This is a genomic window from Neomegalonema sp., assembly GCF_028688855.1.
Lineage (GTDB): Bacteria > Pseudomonadota > Alphaproteobacteria > Rhodobacterales > Rhodobacteraceae > Neomegalonema.
In genome coordinates this window covers 1-15,905 of record NZ_JAQTXI010000036.1, presented here as the reverse complement: position 1 = coordinate 15,905, position 15,905 = coordinate 1, and the positions used below count along the sequence as shown (strand labels likewise).

The 15,905-nt window shown below is 68.3% G+C and carries 19 protein-coding genes; all 19 read right to left on the bottom strand.

Going from position 1 to position 15,905, the window contains the following annotated elements; all coding sequences use genetic code 11:
• A partial coding sequence (locus PHN62_RS16875) for a hypothetical protein (protein ID WP_300152554.1) occupies window positions 1–484 on the bottom strand: 484 nt, incomplete at its 3' end.
• A gap of 1 nt (window position 485) precedes the next feature.
• On the bottom strand, window positions 486–2,516 hold the full coding sequence (locus PHN62_RS16870; protein WP_300152552.1) for a hypothetical protein: 2,031 nt from the start codon (window positions 2,514–2,516) through the stop codon (window positions 486–488).
• A complete protein-coding gene (locus tag PHN62_RS16865) occupies window positions 2,504–2,902 on the bottom strand; it encodes a hypothetical protein (protein ID WP_300152550.1) in 399 nt (132 codons plus the stop codon). Before PHN62_RS16865 ends, PHN62_RS16870 begins: the two co-directional genes overlap by 13 nt.
• Window positions 2,902–3,474 (bottom strand): hypothetical protein, encoded by a 573-nt coding sequence (locus PHN62_RS16860; RefSeq protein ID WP_300152548.1) that lies wholly within the window; start codon window positions 3,472–3,474, stop codon window positions 2,902–2,904. Before PHN62_RS16860 ends, PHN62_RS16865 begins: the two co-directional genes overlap by 1 nt.
• The gene (locus tag PHN62_RS16855) at window positions 3,471–4,124 is read right to left on the bottom strand and encodes a hypothetical protein (protein ID WP_300152546.1); all 654 of its coding nucleotides are present in this window, start codon (window positions 4,122–4,124) and stop codon (window positions 3,471–3,473) included. Before PHN62_RS16855 ends, PHN62_RS16860 begins: the two co-directional genes overlap by 4 nt.
• Complete coding sequence (locus PHN62_RS16850) at window positions 4,121–6,619, bottom strand: hypothetical protein (protein ID WP_300152544.1); 2,499 nt, start codon at window positions 6,617–6,619, stop codon at window positions 4,121–4,123. The genes PHN62_RS16855 and PHN62_RS16850 overlap by 4 nt, the downstream gene beginning before the upstream one ends.
• A gap of 298 nt (window positions 6,620–6,917) precedes the next feature.
• Window positions 6,918–7,277: a GTA-gp10 family protein gene (locus PHN62_RS16845; protein ID WP_300152542.1), complete on the bottom strand. Its 360-nt coding sequence runs from the start codon at window positions 7,275–7,277 to the stop codon at window positions 6,918–6,920.
• A gap of 1 nt (window position 7,278) precedes the next feature.
• Entirely contained in the window at window positions 7,279–7,707 is a 429-nt protein-coding gene (locus PHN62_RS16840) for a phage tail tube protein (protein ID WP_300152540.1), read from the bottom strand.
• Window positions 7,704–8,108: a DUF3168 domain-containing protein gene (locus PHN62_RS16835; protein WP_300152538.1), complete on the bottom strand. Its 405-nt coding sequence runs from the start codon at window positions 8,106–8,108 to the stop codon at window positions 7,704–7,706. The genes PHN62_RS16840 and PHN62_RS16835 overlap by 4 nt, the downstream gene beginning before the upstream one ends.
• The gene (locus PHN62_RS16830; protein WP_300152536.1) at window positions 8,105–8,566 is read right to left on the bottom strand and encodes an HK97-gp10 family putative phage morphogenesis protein; all 462 of its coding nucleotides are present in this window, start codon (window positions 8,564–8,566) and stop codon (window positions 8,105–8,107) included. Before PHN62_RS16830 ends, PHN62_RS16835 begins: the two co-directional genes overlap by 4 nt.
• Window positions 8,563–8,910 (bottom strand): head-tail adaptor protein, encoded by a 348-nt coding sequence (locus PHN62_RS16825; protein ID WP_300152535.1) that lies wholly within the window; start codon window positions 8,908–8,910, stop codon window positions 8,563–8,565. Before PHN62_RS16825 ends, PHN62_RS16830 begins: the two co-directional genes overlap by 4 nt.
• A complete protein-coding gene (locus tag PHN62_RS16820; RefSeq protein ID WP_300152533.1) occupies window positions 8,910–9,494 on the bottom strand; it encodes a head-tail connector protein in 585 nt (194 codons plus the stop codon). The genes PHN62_RS16825 and PHN62_RS16820 overlap by 1 nt, the downstream gene beginning before the upstream one ends.
• The gene (locus PHN62_RS16815; RefSeq protein ID WP_300152531.1) at window positions 9,491–9,670 is read right to left on the bottom strand and encodes a hypothetical protein; all 180 of its coding nucleotides are present in this window, start codon (window positions 9,668–9,670) and stop codon (window positions 9,491–9,493) included. The genes PHN62_RS16820 and PHN62_RS16815 overlap by 4 nt, the downstream gene beginning before the upstream one ends.
• A gap of 65 nt (window positions 9,671–9,735) precedes the next feature.
• Window positions 9,736–11,124 (bottom strand): phage major capsid protein, encoded by a 1,389-nt coding sequence (locus PHN62_RS16810; RefSeq protein ID WP_300152529.1) that lies wholly within the window; start codon window positions 11,122–11,124, stop codon window positions 9,736–9,738.
• A 12-nt stretch (window positions 11,125–11,136) separates the two neighbouring features.
• Entirely contained in the window at window positions 11,137–11,808 is a 672-nt protein-coding gene (locus PHN62_RS16805; protein ID WP_300152527.1) for an HK97 family phage prohead protease, read from the bottom strand.
• Window positions 11,798–13,024: a phage portal protein gene (locus PHN62_RS16800; protein WP_300152525.1), complete on the bottom strand. Its 1,227-nt coding sequence runs from the start codon at window positions 13,022–13,024 to the stop codon at window positions 11,798–11,800. The genes PHN62_RS16805 and PHN62_RS16800 overlap by 11 nt, the downstream gene beginning before the upstream one ends.
• Window positions 13,024–14,811, bottom strand: a complete 1,788-nt coding sequence (locus tag PHN62_RS16795; protein ID WP_300152523.1) for a terminase large subunit — start codon at window positions 14,809–14,811, stop codon at window positions 13,024–13,026. The genes PHN62_RS16800 and PHN62_RS16795 overlap by 1 nt, the downstream gene beginning before the upstream one ends.
• The gene (locus PHN62_RS16790; RefSeq protein ID WP_300152521.1) at window positions 14,808–15,266 is read right to left on the bottom strand and encodes a phage terminase small subunit P27 family; all 459 of its coding nucleotides are present in this window, start codon (window positions 15,264–15,266) and stop codon (window positions 14,808–14,810) included. Before PHN62_RS16790 ends, PHN62_RS16795 begins: the two co-directional genes overlap by 4 nt.
• A 176-nt stretch (window positions 15,267–15,442) precedes the next feature.
• Window positions 15,443–15,775 carry an HNH endonuclease signature motif containing protein gene (locus PHN62_RS16785; RefSeq protein WP_300152519.1) on the bottom strand — a complete coding sequence of 111 codons (333 nt, stop codon included), beginning with the start codon at window positions 15,773–15,775 and terminating at the stop codon, window positions 15,443–15,445.
• Between the last annotated feature and the right edge of the window lie 130 nt (window positions 15,776–15,905).

Genomic DNA, 15,905 nt, shown 5'->3' with positions numbered 1-15,905 from the left:
CGGCATAGATCCTCTCCGGCGTGCGGCCGTCTGAGCTGCGCGCAGCCGCGACCACCCGTCCATTGGGGCCGAGCGCGCCGGCCGGGACGTCGAGAATCTCGCCCGGCGCAGGGGCCGAGAGCTTGCCGGTCAGCTCCGTCGCCAGCGCCGCGTCGCCCGCGGCGCGGGCCGAGGCCTCCGACGACAGGGCCTCGATCCGATTCGCCACTTCGGCCGCCAGGCGATCCGGGACGCTGGACCAGGGCGCGCCCGTCCCGGCGCGGACGAAATGCCGCCCCGTGTCCAGCGCCTGCGCCAGCATCCCCTCGGCGGGCGCCAGGTCGGCCAGCAAAGCGGCCTCGGTCGCATATCGGAGCGGGGCCGCGCCGTCGACGAGGAGGCTCAGGCGCGCATTGAGCTCCTCGAGGAGAGTCCGCAACTTGCCCTTGTCGACCAAGGCGTCGTCGCGCACGACAAGCGCGGGAGGAAATGTCAATCCGGTCATGTCAGGGCCTCCGGGCGTGGGCGAAGACGGGCGCGCTGGCGACGCCCGAATGATTGAGGGAGATCAGCCAGTAGTCGGCGCTCGCGGGCGGGGTCGGATCGCAGATCTCCGCGAGGGGCGAGGGCGCGGAGGCGATCCGCGCCGCCGAAGCGAAGGCCGCGCCGGGTCCTGCGCGCCACAGCTCCGTCACGGCGTAGCGCGCGCCCCAATCCGGGGCGAACCTGAGGACAAGCGCGCCGCCCGCCATGACGACGTCCGAGACGCCCGGCGGCGCGGGCGGCGTGGCGTCCGCCTGAATCTCGACGCCCGAGACCGTCGCCCAAGCGCCGGAACCGCGCGGCCCGACATAGCGGGCGCGCAGGTCATAGGACGCATTGTCGGGGAGCCAGGGCGTCAGGGCCGAGAGCTGGCCCTCGACCGTCAGGATCGTCTCCCAGACCTCCGTCCCGGCGCGGGCGTATTGCGCCTGCGCGACCTGCCCGAGAGGCGGTTCGGGCCAGCCGAGCCGGATCTGCGCGGCGGGGGTCGATCCATTCAGGAGGCCCCGCTCGACCGTCGCGGTCAGGACCGGCGCCGGAATATGCGCCGAGCCGAGCGCCGGATCCGTCCGGGCCGGGATCTCAGGGCCGTCGCCCTCCTCGGTCGCCGCAGCCCAGCCGTAGACCGCCGCAGCGTCGAAAGCCGCGAGCTGCATCGTGACGCTGGTCAGATCCTCGGAAAGCTCCGGCGGCGAGACGAACCGAAAGACCCCGTCGATCCCCAGATCCGGAAGGCGCAGGAGGATCGTCTCCGCCCCCACCGCCGCCATGCCATAGAGGTCCGTCACGAGCGTCAGGGTCAGAGGCGGGTTCTCCTTCGCCTGCCGGACCTTCAGAAGCCGCCGCGTCTGGCCGTGGCTCTGGCACATGAAGAACTGGAAATCCCGGATCCGCTCGCCGTAAAGCGCGATCCGGGCCTCGGCCCGCCATTCGTCAGCCGTGGTCTCCAGATAATCGAGACGCGGCTCCACATAGACCGCCTGACCCACCGTCCACAGATCGGCGGCGTCCGGCGTCGGCGAGGCGCTGCGCACCGCGAGGACGTGGTCCCAGCCCGTCAGCTCGAATTGCGGGGGCCGATATTTCCCCACCCGCAAGCCGATTTTCCCGGCCGCCGTCATGAAGATCTCGCCGTCGCAAGCCGCCAGCAGGCGGGCCAGCACGTCGACGCCGCGCTCGGTGAGCTGGTAACTCCCCCCGAGCCGCCAGCGTGGCTCCGTCCCGCCCGCCCGGAGCGGAATCGGATCGTCGCAATCCGCCGCCGCCTGCGCCCAGCTCGGGAGGTCGAGGTCCGCCCAAGTGATCCGGCGACCCATGCCATGCGCGGCGCTCGTCAGATACCAGCCGATGACGCAGGCCGCATTGTCGGTCCAGACCTCGACGCCTGTGCGAGGATCTCGGGGCCTTTGCCAGCGCGAGACCTGATTATACTCGGGCTCTCCGCCGCCGTAGACGTCGCTGAATTTATCCGCCGGGACCGTCCTGAACCGGCAGAGCGCGGAGGCCAGCCCGTCGAGGCGGTGAGCCGCCGTCCAGAGGCTCGGGAAATCCGCGATCAGACCCGCATAGGGCAGGCCGGGAACTGACCCGAGCCGCGTCTCGATGCTCACGCAGCCGTCCGGATATTTGCCGTTCGTGACGACGCCGGAGCCGTCCAGCGTCACGCGGAGATCGTTCAGCCAGATCTCCTCGATCCCGTCGCATGCGCCGCGCCCGGTCACGACGAGCACCCGGAGCGTCCCGTCCGAACTCTCATAGAAGGCTATGGCGCCGCCCGCGCGCATCCGACCGACATGGACCATATAGGGCGTCGCGCCCTGCCGGATGTTGCGTTGACCATCGCTCGGGCGCGGAGCGTCGGGCGTCATGAGCTTGTTCAGCGCCATGGTCCCGGCCAGCGAAATCGCGGTCGAAAGGACAGCCGTCGCGATGGCGGCGGCGGTGCCGGTTATTCCCGCCGCCGTCACGATGGCCGCCGCGATCATCTGGGGCATGACGGCCCCCAATGGCGGGCGCCAGGCGCGGCGCGGAGCCAGATCACGCCCGCCGCATCCTGCGCGGCGTAGCCTTCGGCGAGACGGATGGCCGCCGTCGGGCCATGGCCGCCCGCGATCAGGGCGAGGTCGCCCGCCTGCGGGGCGCCCCCGCGCGGGAGCCATCCGGCCCGGCCCGCCAGATCCTCCAGCATGGCGCCATAATCGGGCCAGAGCGCGCCGAGCATCCGCCGTCCCTCGCGATACGAACCATAGGCGGGCAGGGTCGGGCGCAGGTCGCGGCCCGTCGCCTCGGCCAGCCAGCCGAGGGCGAAATGCAGGCAATCGACCTCGCCCCAGAGCCAGCGACGGCTTCGGGCTTGCGCCAGATAATCGGAGAGGGTCATCAGAACGCGGGCCAGGTCACGGTCTTGTTGCGGAGAGGCACGAGATGCGCGAGGCCCCGGTCGCCGGGGTATCGCGCCTGTTGCGAGCGGTCGCTCATCAGCTGGTCGAGAGGGCGGGCGCGGTCGGCGAAGAGGCCCTCGCAGGTCAGGACCACGCGCGCCGTCCGCTGGTCGTAATCCAGCTCGGGGCGGTGCATCCGCCCGACGTAGATAGTCGCCAGATCGCCGACGAGGCTCCAGTCCTCCAGATAGAGGCCGACGCCCTCCCAGACCGGGCGCTCCGCCACCTCCGCCTCGCTCCAGAGCACGCCGGAGAGGTCGAGCCGCGCATGGGCGCCAGGCGAGAGCGTGAACCGGCGCGGCGTGGCGTCGAGGCCCGCCGTCGGCGGCGGCGCGTCGGCCTGGATCCAGCCGCCGAGGCCGCTCCAGAGATGACCGCCCGCATGGACCGCCTGCGCGGCGTCGCAGAGGCGCACTGTCTCCGAAGCGAAATCCAGCCGCAGGAAGCGGATCATCCGGACGGAGGCGCCCGCCAGAAGCTCCGCCTGCGCGGGCGTGAAATAGGGGATCATCTGATCTCCGAAATGAAGCTCACGCGGGTCGGATCGCCCCAGCGCCCGAAGGCGAGAGCAAGCGCGCCGGAATCATCCTCCGCCAGCCGCGCGAGGATGCGCGGAGGCTTGGTCTCGATCTCCGTCCCGGCCTCTACGCTCGCCGGGATGGGCGGCCAGACCGGATAAACGTCGCCCGTGCGGCCCGGCGCGATGATCTGATGAAGGTTCCCCCGCAAGGAGAAGTAATCCCCGATCCGGAGCGGATGGCCGGGCGGCGTCTCGATCAGGGCGGAAGCTGCGCCCGCCGCCAGGACTTCGGTGAAAGTCACCGCCCCGCGATAAATGAAGCCCGTTCCGTCAGCGAAGAAATCGCCGTCGGAATAAGGCTCCATGGCGTCCCGCAGGTCATAAAGAAGGTGATGATCCAGCGGGATCAGCGCCCGGCGCAGACGCCCCTGCATGGCCGTGACCCAGCCGGGCCATTCCCGCGCGATCTCCGGCGGAGCGGCGGCGAGGTCGAAATCCAGCCGCCAGCGCATGGCCAGCGAGCCCACGATCTGCTCGCGCCCGGAGAGGCTCACGCCCGCCGAGCGGGTGAAAGGCTCCGGCGCGACCGTCAGTTTCGTGTGCCGCAGCAGCCGCACGGGCCATTCGAGCAGGGCGGTCAATAGCGCTTCCTCGCCGTGTCCTGAAGGCTGGAGAGGTGGCGCGGCAGGTCGTCATGATAGCGCCGGAGCCCCTCCTGCACGACGCCGCCCGCCGCCTGCGCGCCCGCCCTCTCGGCGACCGCTTTCAGTCTGCCGTCGTCGTCGACCCAGACCCGGACGCCGAGCTCTCCGCCCTGCGGCCCCGCCGTCAGGGCGTCGTTCGGCAGGATCGCGCCGGAGGCGCCCGGCGTGAAAAGCTCTGGCCCGCGCTCGCCGACGACATAGGAGACGCCGCGCTCGACGCCGCCGCCCATCGCCCTGAATCCGCCGAAGAGATTGGCGAAAAAGCCTCCTCCTCCGCCCGATCCGCCCTGGAACAAGCCGCCGAGCAGGCCGCCCAAGCCGCCGCCGCCCGCCCCTCCGGAGCCGCCGCTCAGGAGGTTTCCGAGGGTGTTGAGGCCCCAGTTCAGGCCCGATTGCAGGAGGCTGGAGGCGATGTTCCTCCCCATGTCCTTGAAGGCGGCGCCGATGGATTTCGCGCCAGCCTCGACCGACCGCACCGCCGAGAGAAATTCCCCGCCCAGCGTCCGGCCAATCCCGGCAAAACTGCTTCCAGCTTCGGAGGCGCTGGAGCCCGCGGCCTGAGCCGCCTGCGGGATCAGCCCGAGCGCCTGAGCCGCGCCGCGCGCCACCGAGGCCAGCGCCGTGAAGCCGCCCAGATTCGCGGCGCCGAAACCGCCGTTGGGGATGATCTGGCCGGACAGGGAGGGCGTGAAGATCTCCGGCCCCTGCTCGCCGACGAGATAGCTCCCGCCCGCGCGCACCGGGCCGCCCTCCGCCCTTGCGCCGTCGAGCCGCGCCGGAGAGGCGCCCGGCCGCAGGGAATCGAAGAAACCCGTGGCGGGCGCGGGCGGCGCCGCATAGATCGGCTGACCCGGCCCCAGGCTCTTCGTCGCCTCCGAAACGCGCGACGCCGCGCTGGTCACGGTCTCGACCGCGCCCTTGAACCACTCGACCACGCGGCGGACGCGCTCCATGGCCGCGTCGAAGATCCCGCCGATCTTGTCCCAAAGCCCGGCGAAGAAATTCCCGAGTCCCTCCCAGGCCTCCTGAATGAATTTGACCGCTCCCAGCTCGGCGAGCACAGGCTTCACGGCTTCCCAGGACGCCGCGAAAATCCCCTTGATCGTCTCCCAGGCGAGACCAAGCGCCGTCGTCAGGCCCGCCCAGGCCATTTCAAGGGGTTTGAGCAGGCCGAATGCGTCGAGGATCGGCGCGAGGATGTCCGTCCAGACGGCCTTGATCGTTCCCGCCAGCGCCGTCCAGAGCCCGGAGACGACGCCGACCATTCCGCGCCAGGCCTCCGCGCCGCCCTCCGCCGCAAGGCGGAAATCGAAGGTCATCAGGCCATAGACCCATTTCACGGCCCCGGTGAAGATCTCCTTCACCGAGTCCCAGATCTCGGCGAACCACGCCTTGACCGGCTCCCAATTCTCGTAAATCAGGTAAGCCGCCGTCCCGATGGCCGCGATGCTCATGAGGATCGGGCTCGCTGCGAAAACGGCGGCGATTCCGTTCAGCGCCGTCGCGATCGCCGCCCCCGCCATCCTGAAGGCGCCGATCAGGGCGGAGGCGCCGCTCGCCATGAGCGAGAGGCCGATCAGAACCGGGCCGATGGTCGCCGCAGCGGCGGCCAGCCCGACGCCCCAGCGCACGGTCTCGGCGTCGACCTCCTTCAACCCCCGCACCCAGCCCGCGAATTTGTCGACGAGCCCCGTCATGGCGTCGAGCAGCCCGGAGTCGATCAGCGCCAGAGCCACGCCGCGGACGCTCGCCTGCATGGAGGCGACGCTCTCGGAATATCGCTGCGAGGCGGCGGCCTGATCGCTGGTCACGAGGCCGAATTTCTCCGCCTCCCCGGAAAGGCGGGTCAGCTCCTTGGAGCCGTCGGCGTAGAGCGGCGCGAGGAGGCTGGCGTCATTCGCCAGAGCCTCCATGTAAAAGACCATCTCGCTCTGAGATATTCCGGCCTGCTGGAGGCTCTTGACGTAAAGCCCGAGCGCGTCCGCGCCGGAGAGATTTCGGAATTGCTCGGCCGTCACCCCGACCTTTGGCGCGATGTTCTCGAAGAAATCCTTCATTTCCCCACCGCCGCCAGCGAGGAAATCGCCCACCTTGTCCTGAACATCCTTCAGGATGTCTCCGAGCTTCTCCTGTTCGACCCCGACCGATTTCGCCGCCCAGGCCAGCTTCTGGAAGCTCTCGATATCGGTGTTCGAGATCTTGGCGGCCTGCGCCGTGTCCTTGATCTGTCCGGACAGGCTGTGAAAGGCGGCGCCGATGCCGCCCACCGCCGCCATGAAAGGCGCGGTGAACCGCTTCGACATCTCGATCCCGGCCCGGCCGGCGCGCTCGGCGAAGCGGTCCAGACGGACTTGCGCGGCCAGGAGGCCTTCCTCGAGCTGGATGCTGTCCAGCCCGAGGTTGATCCTGAGCGCGCCGATGACGGCTTTCATGGTCATTTCTTCACGGTAGCCTTCACTCGGAGGTGCCAGGTCATGGCGGCGGCCAGGATCTCGTCCGGGCTGTCGCCGAATTCGCGGGGGCGGTCCCGCTCGTGTTGCGAGGAGGGGCGGTTCGGAAGCTTCCTGGCGCGCTGGAGACCGGCGCCATACCATGCGGCGTCGAGGGCGAGGCCCTGCTCGCGGGCCATCCGCCGGGACGCGCCCGCCAGATGCGCCGCCACGAGACGAGGAGTCGCGCGCCAGAATCCTTCCGGGTCGAGGCCCGCTTCGACATATCGCGTCAGCAGCTCTAGCCAGTCCCAGCCCGCTTTCGCGGCCCGTTTCCCGCAGCGCCCTTCTGCGGCGTCCCGGCCTCGGGGAAGGCGAGCCTGAAGGCCCGCTCCAGCAGAGAATCCCTCTCCGCCACGCTGAGCCGATCCATCAGGCGTCCAGCCTCGGGAGGCGTGATCCCCGGATGATGGTCGATCAGCCCCGCCCAGAAGATCGCGCGGACCTGCCGCATCGAGGGAGCCGCCAGCATCTCGCCGAATCTGGAGACAGGGAGGCCCACGGCGTCCTCCAGCTCGCAAAGCGCATTCGTCGAGAGGACGAACTTGTAAGACGTTCCATCGACCTCGAAGCCGACTTCGCCCTTGACCGGGTTCGCCATGTCAGCCCCCCGCCGGAGTGATGGTCGTGTCGCCCGTGACCTTGATGGAGACTTCGGCGGTCATTTTCCCGTCGACGGGCGGGTCGATGGCGTAGGAGGCGACGATCCCTTCGAACACCCATTTCGGGCCGCTCTTCGGCCAGCTGATCCGGAATTTCGAGGCCTCGCCGGATTTCTGCAGGCTGATGAGCAGGGTCTCAGTCGCCGAGCCGGGGACATGGTTCAGAGTGATGGAGCCCGTGCCGCCGTCGCTCAGACCCGAGATGAATTCTCGCCGTTTGCCCTCGCTCTGGTAATGCGTGACGTCGATGGTCTCCGCCTCGTAATTCGGCGGCGTCACATGCGAGACCTCCGCCAATTCGGTCCAGGCCGTCCCGTCCGCGCTCTGCTCAAGCTTGATGCCCCAGCCGATTCCCGCATTGCTGCTCATAGAGCCCTCCAATGGATGATTGCGTCGAACCGCAGCCGCGCGCCTTCGGGCGGATCGGCGGCGGAGCCTTCCGAAGACGAGCCGCCGCCGCCCTCGATGAAACTTCCGAGGATTTCGACGCCTTCCGCGCTCCAGCTCGCGCCGGAAAGCGCAGCCTCCGCAGTGCGGAGCGTGCGCGTCGCCTCCAGCGCCGTCGCGCCATGGACGTCGATCTGGATGCGGAGCGGGCGCAGATTCACCGCGCCCCGATAGGTGTAGTCCTGCGCCTCGCTGATCCTGTGCAGCACCAGAGCCGGCAGGGCTGAGCCCTGATCGCGCCGATGCCACCAGATCCGTGCTCCGACCAGCTCCGCCAACGCCAGATCGGCCAGCAGCCGCGCCGAAATCGCCGCTTCGATCATCTCCGGCCGCGCCGCGCGCGCCTTGCGGCGCGGCGCTCCTCCTTCAGAGCCTCGGCCATGATCTGATCCTGAAGGGCCTGAACGATGGCCCCGACCGCCGCCCCGAGCTTGAGATCCCAAGCCGGGCGCATGTAGGGTTGAGGCGGATGGAACGACGTTCCGAATTCCTGCGTGACGGCCCGGGGCGCAGGGAAAGGCCCGACGTGCATTTCGACCGGGGCGAAGCTTCCGCGACGATGGGCGCGCCTCTGGCGTGTCGAGAGATTGCTGGTGACGAAGATCCGGCGCGCGAGCAGGCCCGTGTCACGGGGCGCGCGCTTGCGGGCCTCTTCGGCGAAGACCTCGCCGCCCGCCCGCAGGGCCTCGCGCTGGACGCGCCTCTGGGCCGCCGCCGTCCGGAGATTCATCAGAACTTCGCGGATCTCCTTCAGGCCCTCGACCTTGACGGTGCGCCTCATTCCGCTCTCCGAACCGTGGTCATTTCGATCCCGACCCGGCGTCGGCAGGTCTCCCGCACGCCGCGGATCGCATATGCGACGCCCTCGCAGATCAGCCGGTCGCGCGGCGTGACGCCCGCGACCGTCGGAGACCAGCGGAATCCGAATTGCGTGCGGATCTCCGCCGCAAGCTCCGCCGCCTGAACCTTTTCGGAATCCAGGACATCGACCCTGGAGGCGCGGACTTCGGCGATCAGCTCCCAGGACCGAACGGGTTCGTTCAGAGCGTTGCGGGTTTCGACCGCGCGCTCCAGCCTGACCAGATGGGGCCGCTTCCCGGCTGCGAGAGGCGCGATGCGGGCCATCAGGCCACCACCCCGCGCCGATAAGGCGCGATCAGATCGAACACTCCATGCGGGATCTTCTTCACGGCGTCCTGCGCTCCGGCCTCCCGGTAGCGGTCCCAATGGCCGACCAGCAGATGGATCGCCTGACGGATCGCCTCCGGGAAATCCTCCGGCGCGAAGCCCGCCACGAAATCCACCCGCACCGCATCCGGCGCGGGTTGCGTCTGAGGCCAGACCCCGATCAGCTCCGCCGGATCCAGATCCAGCGCCGCACGCCAGGTCTCGGGCGGGAGCGTTTCCACACCTCCCTCCGGCGTGCGGCAGGAGACGGAGACCACCGACTGGACCGGCCCGAGCGGGATCCGCAGCCGCGTCGGAAATCCGGGGAGCGTCATCCGCCAGGTTTCGGGCGCCAGCGCGATTCCAATGACGCCCTCCGGGCCGGAGAGATGGCCGAAGGCCGCCGCGCGATGGCGCTTGAGCGTGGCGTCGTCGAAATCATCCGCGATCCGGATCTGGTCCCGCAGCGTCTGGAGCGGCGCAAGCGCCTCCAGGGCGCTCTCGGGCGCGGGGGCGATGCGCCGGAGCGCGGACCAGCTCACGACTTGACCTCAGGAGCGCCTTTGGAGGCAGCCTTCTCGGGCCCCTCCAGAACGCCCGCCAGCTCGGCGACTTCGGCGCATCGGGCCGAGACGCTGGCCCCGCCGACCGGATATTCGATGATCTCCACCCCGTCAGGCGAGAATTTGAAAGGCTGGACGAAAACGACTTTCGGCATGGAAGCGCTCCTTCCCGCCCCGGGCTTGCCGAGGCGGTATTGAAGGGAGGAGGGAGAGGGGCGGATCAGGTCGCGGCGATCTTCAGCAGCTTGATCGCCTCGGATTTCCTGACCTTGCCGCCCAGACGGCGGCGCACATACCACTTGACGTAACCCGGGGTCGTGACCTCGTCGCGGGTGATGCGCAGCCCCGTCAGAGGCACCAGCAGATAGGCCGCCTTGAAGTCGCCGAAGGCGATGGGGAGGCTGTCCGCCGCGACGTCGGGCATATCCTCGGATTCCTTGACCGGATAGCCGAGCAGCCGATCCGGCTGGCCCAGCTCGAGGCCGGGCCGCCAGAGATAATCCCCCTCGGAATCCTTGAGCTTGCGGACCCGCGCGACGGTCATCTTGTTCATGAGCCAGCGCGCGTTCGCGCGATAGCCGCTCTTGAGGGCGTAGATCAGATCCACCAGCGGGTCGCCGCCGGAGAGCGTCGCCGCCGCGCCGGAGGCCACATATTGCAGCGTTCCGAAGGCGCGGACGCCGTCCTTCTGCGCCGTCGGCGCTCCGGTCAGGAATCCCGTGGGCTTCTTCGTCCCGTTGCCCGAGACGATGGCGGCGTCTTCGCCCCGCTCGAATCCTTCCAGCGTGCTGGTGAGGATCCAGTTCTCGACGTCGAAGAACATGTCCGACAGAGCCTCCTCCGAGGCCTTGGGATAGGCGTAGATCATGCCGAAGGTGGGCGCGACCTCCGCCAGCCCCGCCGTTCCGGTCTCGGCGCGGGCGTCGCCTTCGCCGACCCAGCCGTAGGCCTGGCCGCCGACGTCGACCAGCTGCTTGAAGTCGGCGGACCCGGCCTGCACCACATCCACGATGTTGCGCAGACCCGCCGTCTCGGCCAGCTCCCGCTCGATGCGCGCGGCGATCATCTCGGGAACCGCGAAGCCGCCCGCCGCGCCGGTGAGGGTGTTGACCGCCTTGCGCTCCTCGGGAGGCAAGGCTCCGCGCCATTTCTTCTCGGCCTCCTGAAGCGCCGCCTGTCGGCCATGGTCCTCCGGCTCGCGGAGCATGGCTTCGAAGGCGCTCTTGTGTTCGGCGGCTTCGGGCGTGAGGCGTTCGCCCGGCCCGCCGCCGCCCAGAGCGCCAGGACGCGCGAGCTTGGTCTGAAGCTCCTCCAGATCCTTCTTGACGCCGGAGAGGCGGTCGAGATGCCCGCTGATCTTCTCCAGCTCCTCGCGCGTCACGACGTCGGCGGAGCCCCTGGTTTCGATCTGCTTCAGGCGCTCGTCGTTCTTGACCTTGAAGGCCTCGAAGCCCGCCGCGAGCCCGTCGAGGGTCCTGGCGATCTCGGCGGCGGAGGGCGCGCCCGCCTCCTTGATTTCGCGCGCGCCGGGATGACGCGCCATGGCCGCCAGAAAATGCGCATGGTGACGGGCTGCGGTTCCCCGCAGGATGGGTTCGATGCTGGCCATAGGGCCTCCTGATTACTGAAAGACGGTGAGAAGCCGCTGAGCGGCGGAGGTCAGGGCCTGTTGATCGGCCTCGGCCTCACGCCGCTTCCGGTCCAGAGCCAGAATGCGCCCGACGAAATCGCGGGCGGCCTTGCGCGAGAACCCGGCTTCCTCTCGAAGCAGGGCCTCGGCTTCGGCGAGCGAATCCACGCCCGCCTCCAGTTCGGAGAATTTCACGGAGTCGACGCCCGCGAGCGGCTGCATGGGGAAGGTCACGAGAGAAACCTCCCAGAGATCGACCTCCTGAAGCATCCGGACTCCATCGGCGCCGCCTTTGGAGCGCAGGGTTCGATAGCCGATGGAAAGCCCGGTCAAGGCCCGCGCCTTGAGCAGCGCCAGCGCCTCCCGCCCCGCCTGGACGTCGAGCAGGAGACGGCCCCTGACCCGCAGGCCGCGCGCGTCCTCTTCGACGATCTCCCAGACGCCGACCGGCGAGGCCGGATCATGCTGCAGCAGCAGCGCAGGCATGGAGCCCGCCGTCCTGTGCCGCGCGAGGCTCGCGGCGAAGGCGCCTGGCTCGATCACGTCGCCGCCCTTGTCGCGCGCGCCGAAAATCGCGCCATAGCCCTCGAAAACGCCGGTCTGATCGTCGATCTGATCGGACTTGATCTCGACGCCCTGCGCCCATGCGAGCTTATTCTTCACCTGCGCCTCCTTGAGGATCGGTCTTCGCCAGAGCGCTGGGCGGATAAAGCACGTCGCCGCCCGGGATCGGCGCATGGCCGAATTCGCCGCGGATCTCGTTGATGGTCAGAATGGAGGCGTGCCCCCCCGAGCCAGCCATGCGGGCGGCGTATTCGCCCCGATCCCGCAAGCTGGCCGCCTCCAGTTTTCGGTTGTCGAAGCGGACATAGAGCGGCCCGGCTCCATCCAGGGCGAATTCGTCGAGGCGCTGGATCCAGATCTCCTGCCAGGAGAGGACCGTCTGCATGTGGGCCTTGAAGAAGGCCTCGGCGCTGGCGAAGGTCGAGGCCTTGTCGGTGTGCATGACGATCTGGGGATAGACGCCGAAGGCCCGGCAGATCTCCTCCACCTGGAAGCGTCGGGTCTCCAGAAGCTGCGCGTCGACGGACGACATTTCGAGAGATTGCCATTTGAAGCCGTAGTCCAGCACCGCCGTCTTGCCGCGGTTCCCGCCTTCGGTGACGGCCTTCCAGCCCTCCTTGATCCGCTCCAGAGCCCCGGCCCCCTGCGCGCTTCCGAGCGTCTGGTCGGTGAAGAGGATGCCGTTCGGCCTGCCCGCGTTGCGCTGGTGGCGAGCCTGCGCTCCCTCGATCGCGCGCGCGAGCCCGACGGCTTCGCGCGCGGCCCGCAGGGTGTCGAGGCCCCGGACCGCGTCCCACATGAGATTCGGCAGATGGAAGATCGCCGAGGGATCGAAGACGCCGACCTCGCCCCATTGATCGAAGACGCGATAGACCCTCTGATACCGCCCGACGTCTTCGATATGGACCTGATCCGGCATGACCGGAATCAGCTCCTTGAGCCGACCGCCGACCCTGACCGGGATGGCGTAGCCGTTGCCGGTCAGGGCGGCGTGGGCGGTGAGCGTGCGGCGGAATTCAAGGCTGGTCTGCCATTCGTTCGGACGGCGGTTGAGCACCCGGAATTCCGGCGCGTCGCGGGCCAGGAGATCGCGGCCCCCGGCGTCCTCGCGGCAGACCTCCAGACCAGGCACGGCGCAGCCCCGCGCGATGGCGTCCACGCAAGCCAGGACCGTCGTGACGCCGAGGGCCGTGGCGGGCGTGACCGCCGCCCCGGCCTCGCTCGCCCCTCCGCCAAGAGCGTCGAGGCGGGCGAGAACCTGCTCGACATGCTGCTTGCTCTCCAGAGGGCGGCCATATTGGTCGAGCACGGCCATCAGAGCACCACCATCTCGCCAGCTTCCAGATAGCTCCCGGTTTCGACCTTCGGGATGGGCCTGGAGCGTGCTCCGCCGACCGCCATGGCGCTCGCGACGGCGCCGTCGATCCGGCCCGTCGAGCGGCGTTTGTCGAGAATCCGGTTTCCGGTTCCGCCCGGATCTTCGAGGATCTTGGCCGAGGAGACGTTCCAGCGCAGGACCGGATTGGGCGCCACGCGCAGAGTTCCTTCGATCACGCTGTTCTCCAGAAGCTGGACGCTTTCCGGCATCCAGAGGGGATAGGCGATATCCTCGCCCGTCGCCGGATCGGTCAGCTTCCGGCCGCGCCGGAAACCTTGCGGATGCTCCAGCATGGGAAGATCCAGCCCGAGCGCCTCCAGATCCGCCGCGAAATCCTTCAGGCGGTAACGGTCATAGGCGACCATCTGGAGATCGAATTCCGATTGGATTTCAGCGAGTCTCTGCGCGACTGGCCTGGTCTTCAGCACCTTGCCGGGCGGCGCATGGAGAAAGCCGCGCTTGGCCCAATCGCGATATTTCACGCGGTCGCGCTCTTCATGCTCCTCCAGCACGTCGGCGGCCTTCCAGAATTCGACGAAGAGGTCGATCCCGCCCTCCGCATCCGGGAAGGCCAGAGCCAGGGCGCTCAGATCGCTGGTGTAGGACAGATCCAGACCGGCGAAACAGGGGCGGCGCGCGAAATCGCTCAGGGCCAATTCCGACCGTTCGCAGGTCGCCCAGGCCCCGCGCCTGATCCAGCTTTCCGGAGCATCGGTCCATTCGCAGAAATAAAGTCTGCGGACCTTGTTCTCGCGCGAAGGCAGAAGCTTCGCGTCGGAGACGGCTCGGCGGACATAGGCCGGGCCGACGACGACGCCGAGGGAGGGGTTCCCTTTGATCCAGAGGCCTTCATCCTCCATCGGATCGTCGCCTTCGTCCATACCGCAGACATAGGCGAAGAGGCCGTCGTTCTCGACGTCGCCGGAGGCGACCTTGAGGGCGTGCTCGTGGAGCTCGTAACAGGGCGTCTGAACGTCGGAGCCCGAATTGGTGATGATGAAGAGGAGGGGGCTGACCCGCCCCTTGAAGCCCGCCTTGAGCATTTCGAGCGTATCGCTCGTCTTGTGCTCGTGGAATTCGTCGACCAGACCGCAGGAAGGGCGCGGCCCGGATTGAGCGTCGTCATTCGAGAGAGGCTTGAAGAAGCCGCCTGAGCGCGGGTCAGAGAGTTGCCAGACAGGCACCTTGCCCGATTTGACGATGCGGCGCCGAAGCGCCCGCGACCCATTGACCATAGACACGGCATCGCGAAACAAGACCATCGCCTGGTCTTTTTTCGTCGCGGCGGCGTAGATTTCGGGCTCAAGTTCACCATCAGCCAGAAAGAGATAATGCCCGATCCCGGCGGCGAGCGGCGATTTCCCCGAACCCTTGCCTGTCTCGATATAGGCCTCTGAAAAGCGGCGGGTTTCCGAGCCGTCGCCATGCCGGAAAAGCCAGCCGAAGAGCGAGCCCACGACGAAGGCCTGCCAATCGAGCAGGAAGAAGGGGATCATCTCGCGGCCCATGCGGACGCGCAAGACCACCTCGAAAAACCGGATGGCCCGGCCTGCGGCCTGCTCATCGAAGCGCAAGCCGCGCGCCGCCCCCGTCGCGAGATCCTCCAGATGCCGACGCCCGGCGTCGCGCACGAAAGGCCCTGCGAGAATGGAGCCCGAAACGACCGCCTCGGCATAGGCCCGCACCCGCCGCCCCGCCGCCGTATTTTCATCCTCGGGAATCATCCGAGAAATTCATCCGCCGGATCGTCGAAGAGGTCGCGGACCGCCCCGCCGAGGCCGCGCTCGGAGGCGGGCGTCAGGCCCAGCTCGGCGGCCAGAGCGCGCCACTGGCGCCAGGATTCGTTATATTGCGCGACAGCAGGGACGCTCTTTTGCTGGTCGCCGTTGCGGCCCTTCACCTCATAGGTTTCGCCATCCTCCCGCAGCTCCGCGCGATAGGCCCGGAGCCTCGCCAGAGCCGCGACATATTCATGCACCGCATGGACGAAGATCGCCTTGAGCCGCCCGAGCTTCGCCAGCTCCGGCGCGATCTCGTCCCAGAGCGCGGCCTCGTCTGCGGTCAGATTGAACGGCTTCCGCGCGGCGGCCTCGTCGGCCGCGCGCTCGTCAAGGCTCCGCGTTTCGCCGCCCCGCCGCAGCGGAACGACTTTCTCGGGGGAAGGCTTCCGCCCCTTCATGAGTTCAAGATCCTGCCTTCATTGGGTTTTTCCCTTTCAATTCCAGCTTTGTGCAAAGATGGCTTTGGACGCCGGTCAGCAGGCGGGGGATTTTGCGGGATTTCGCCCCCCCGAGGGGTTTTCGTATCTTTTTTGCAACATATAGTGATTTTTATACAACAAAAATCCCTGATGGATCAGGCCGCCGGGTGCGCCGGGTCGACCGGCCACCCGTCGAGTCCAGGCGCTGCGTCGTAGCCTCTGGCTTCGATGGCCTGCTTGTGCTGATCGTGGCAGGGCTTGCAGAGGCTTTGCAGGTTCTCCAGGTCGAAGAACATGGCCTGATCCCCGCGATGCGGCCTGACGTGGTCGACCACTGCCGCCGGACCTCCATCGTCTCCGCGCCCCTCCTGGAGGAGGACGCCGCAGAACCGGCAGATCCAGCCGTCTCGGGCCAGCGCGACGCGCCGCAGCCGCGACCACCTGGCGGAGCCATAGAGCCTGGCGTGAGGTTTCTTCGTCTTGATCATGACTGGATTTCGGACATAGCTTCGCACTTGGCCTTCCGCGCCATTGACCTTGCCTGGTCGGGGGCGGAGGGCTCGGGGCCGCCGGAGATAGTCTCTAGCATCACGGCTCGTCCGCTTTCAGATTTACGCG

Coding starts and splice junctions, on each gene's coding strand:
- PHN62_RS16870 (WP_300152552.1), bottom strand. CDS start 2,516: ATGCCCCAGATGATCGCGGCGGCCATCGTGACGGCGGCGGGAATAACC.
- PHN62_RS16865 (WP_300152550.1), bottom strand. CDS start 2,902: ATGACCCTCTCCGATTATCTGGCGCAAGCCCGAAGCCGTCGCTGGCTC.
- PHN62_RS16860 (WP_300152548.1), bottom strand. CDS start 3,474: ATGATCCCCTATTTCACGCCCGCGCAGGCGGAGCTTCTGGCGGGCGCC.
- PHN62_RS16850 (WP_300152544.1), bottom strand. CDS start 6,619: ATGAAAGCCGTCATCGGCGCGCTCAGGATCAACCTCGGGCTGGACAGC.
- PHN62_RS16845 (WP_300152542.1), bottom strand. CDS start 7,277: ATGGCGAACCCGGTCAAGGGCGAAGTCGGCTTCGAGGTCGATGGAACG.
- PHN62_RS16840 (WP_300152540.1), bottom strand. CDS start 7,707: ATGAGCAGCAATGCGGGAATCGGCTGGGGCATCAAGCTTGAGCAGAGC.
- PHN62_RS16835 (WP_300152538.1), bottom strand. CDS start 8,108: ATGATCGAAGCGGCGATTTCGGCGCGGCTGCTGGCCGATCTGGCGTTG.
- PHN62_RS16830 (WP_300152536.1), bottom strand. CDS start 8,566: ATGAGGCGCACCGTCAAGGTCGAGGGCCTGAAGGAGATCCGCGAAGTT.
- PHN62_RS16825 (WP_300152535.1), bottom strand. CDS start 8,910: ATGGCCCGCATCGCGCCTCTCGCAGCCGGGAAGCGGCCCCATCTGGTC.
- PHN62_RS16815 (WP_300152531.1), bottom strand. CDS start 9,670: ATGCCGAAAGTCGTTTTCGTCCAGCCTTTCAAATTCTCGCCTGACGGG.
- PHN62_RS16810 (WP_300152529.1), bottom strand. CDS start 11,124: ATGGCCAGCATCGAACCCATCCTGCGGGGAACCGCAGCCCGTCACCAT.
- PHN62_RS16800 (WP_300152525.1), bottom strand. CDS start 13,024: ATGGCCGTGCTCGACCAATATGGCCGCCCTCTGGAGAGCAAGCAGCAT.
- PHN62_RS16795 (WP_300152523.1), bottom strand. CDS start 14,811: ATGATTCCCGAGGATGAAAATACGGCGGCGGGGCGGCGGGTGCGGGCC.
- PHN62_RS16790 (WP_300152521.1), bottom strand. CDS start 15,266: ATGAAGGGGCGGAAGCCTTCCCCCGAGAAAGTCGTTCCGCTGCGGCGG.
- PHN62_RS16785 (WP_300152519.1), bottom strand. CDS start 15,775: ATGATCAAGACGAAGAAACCTCACGCCAGGCTCTATGGCTCCGCCAGG.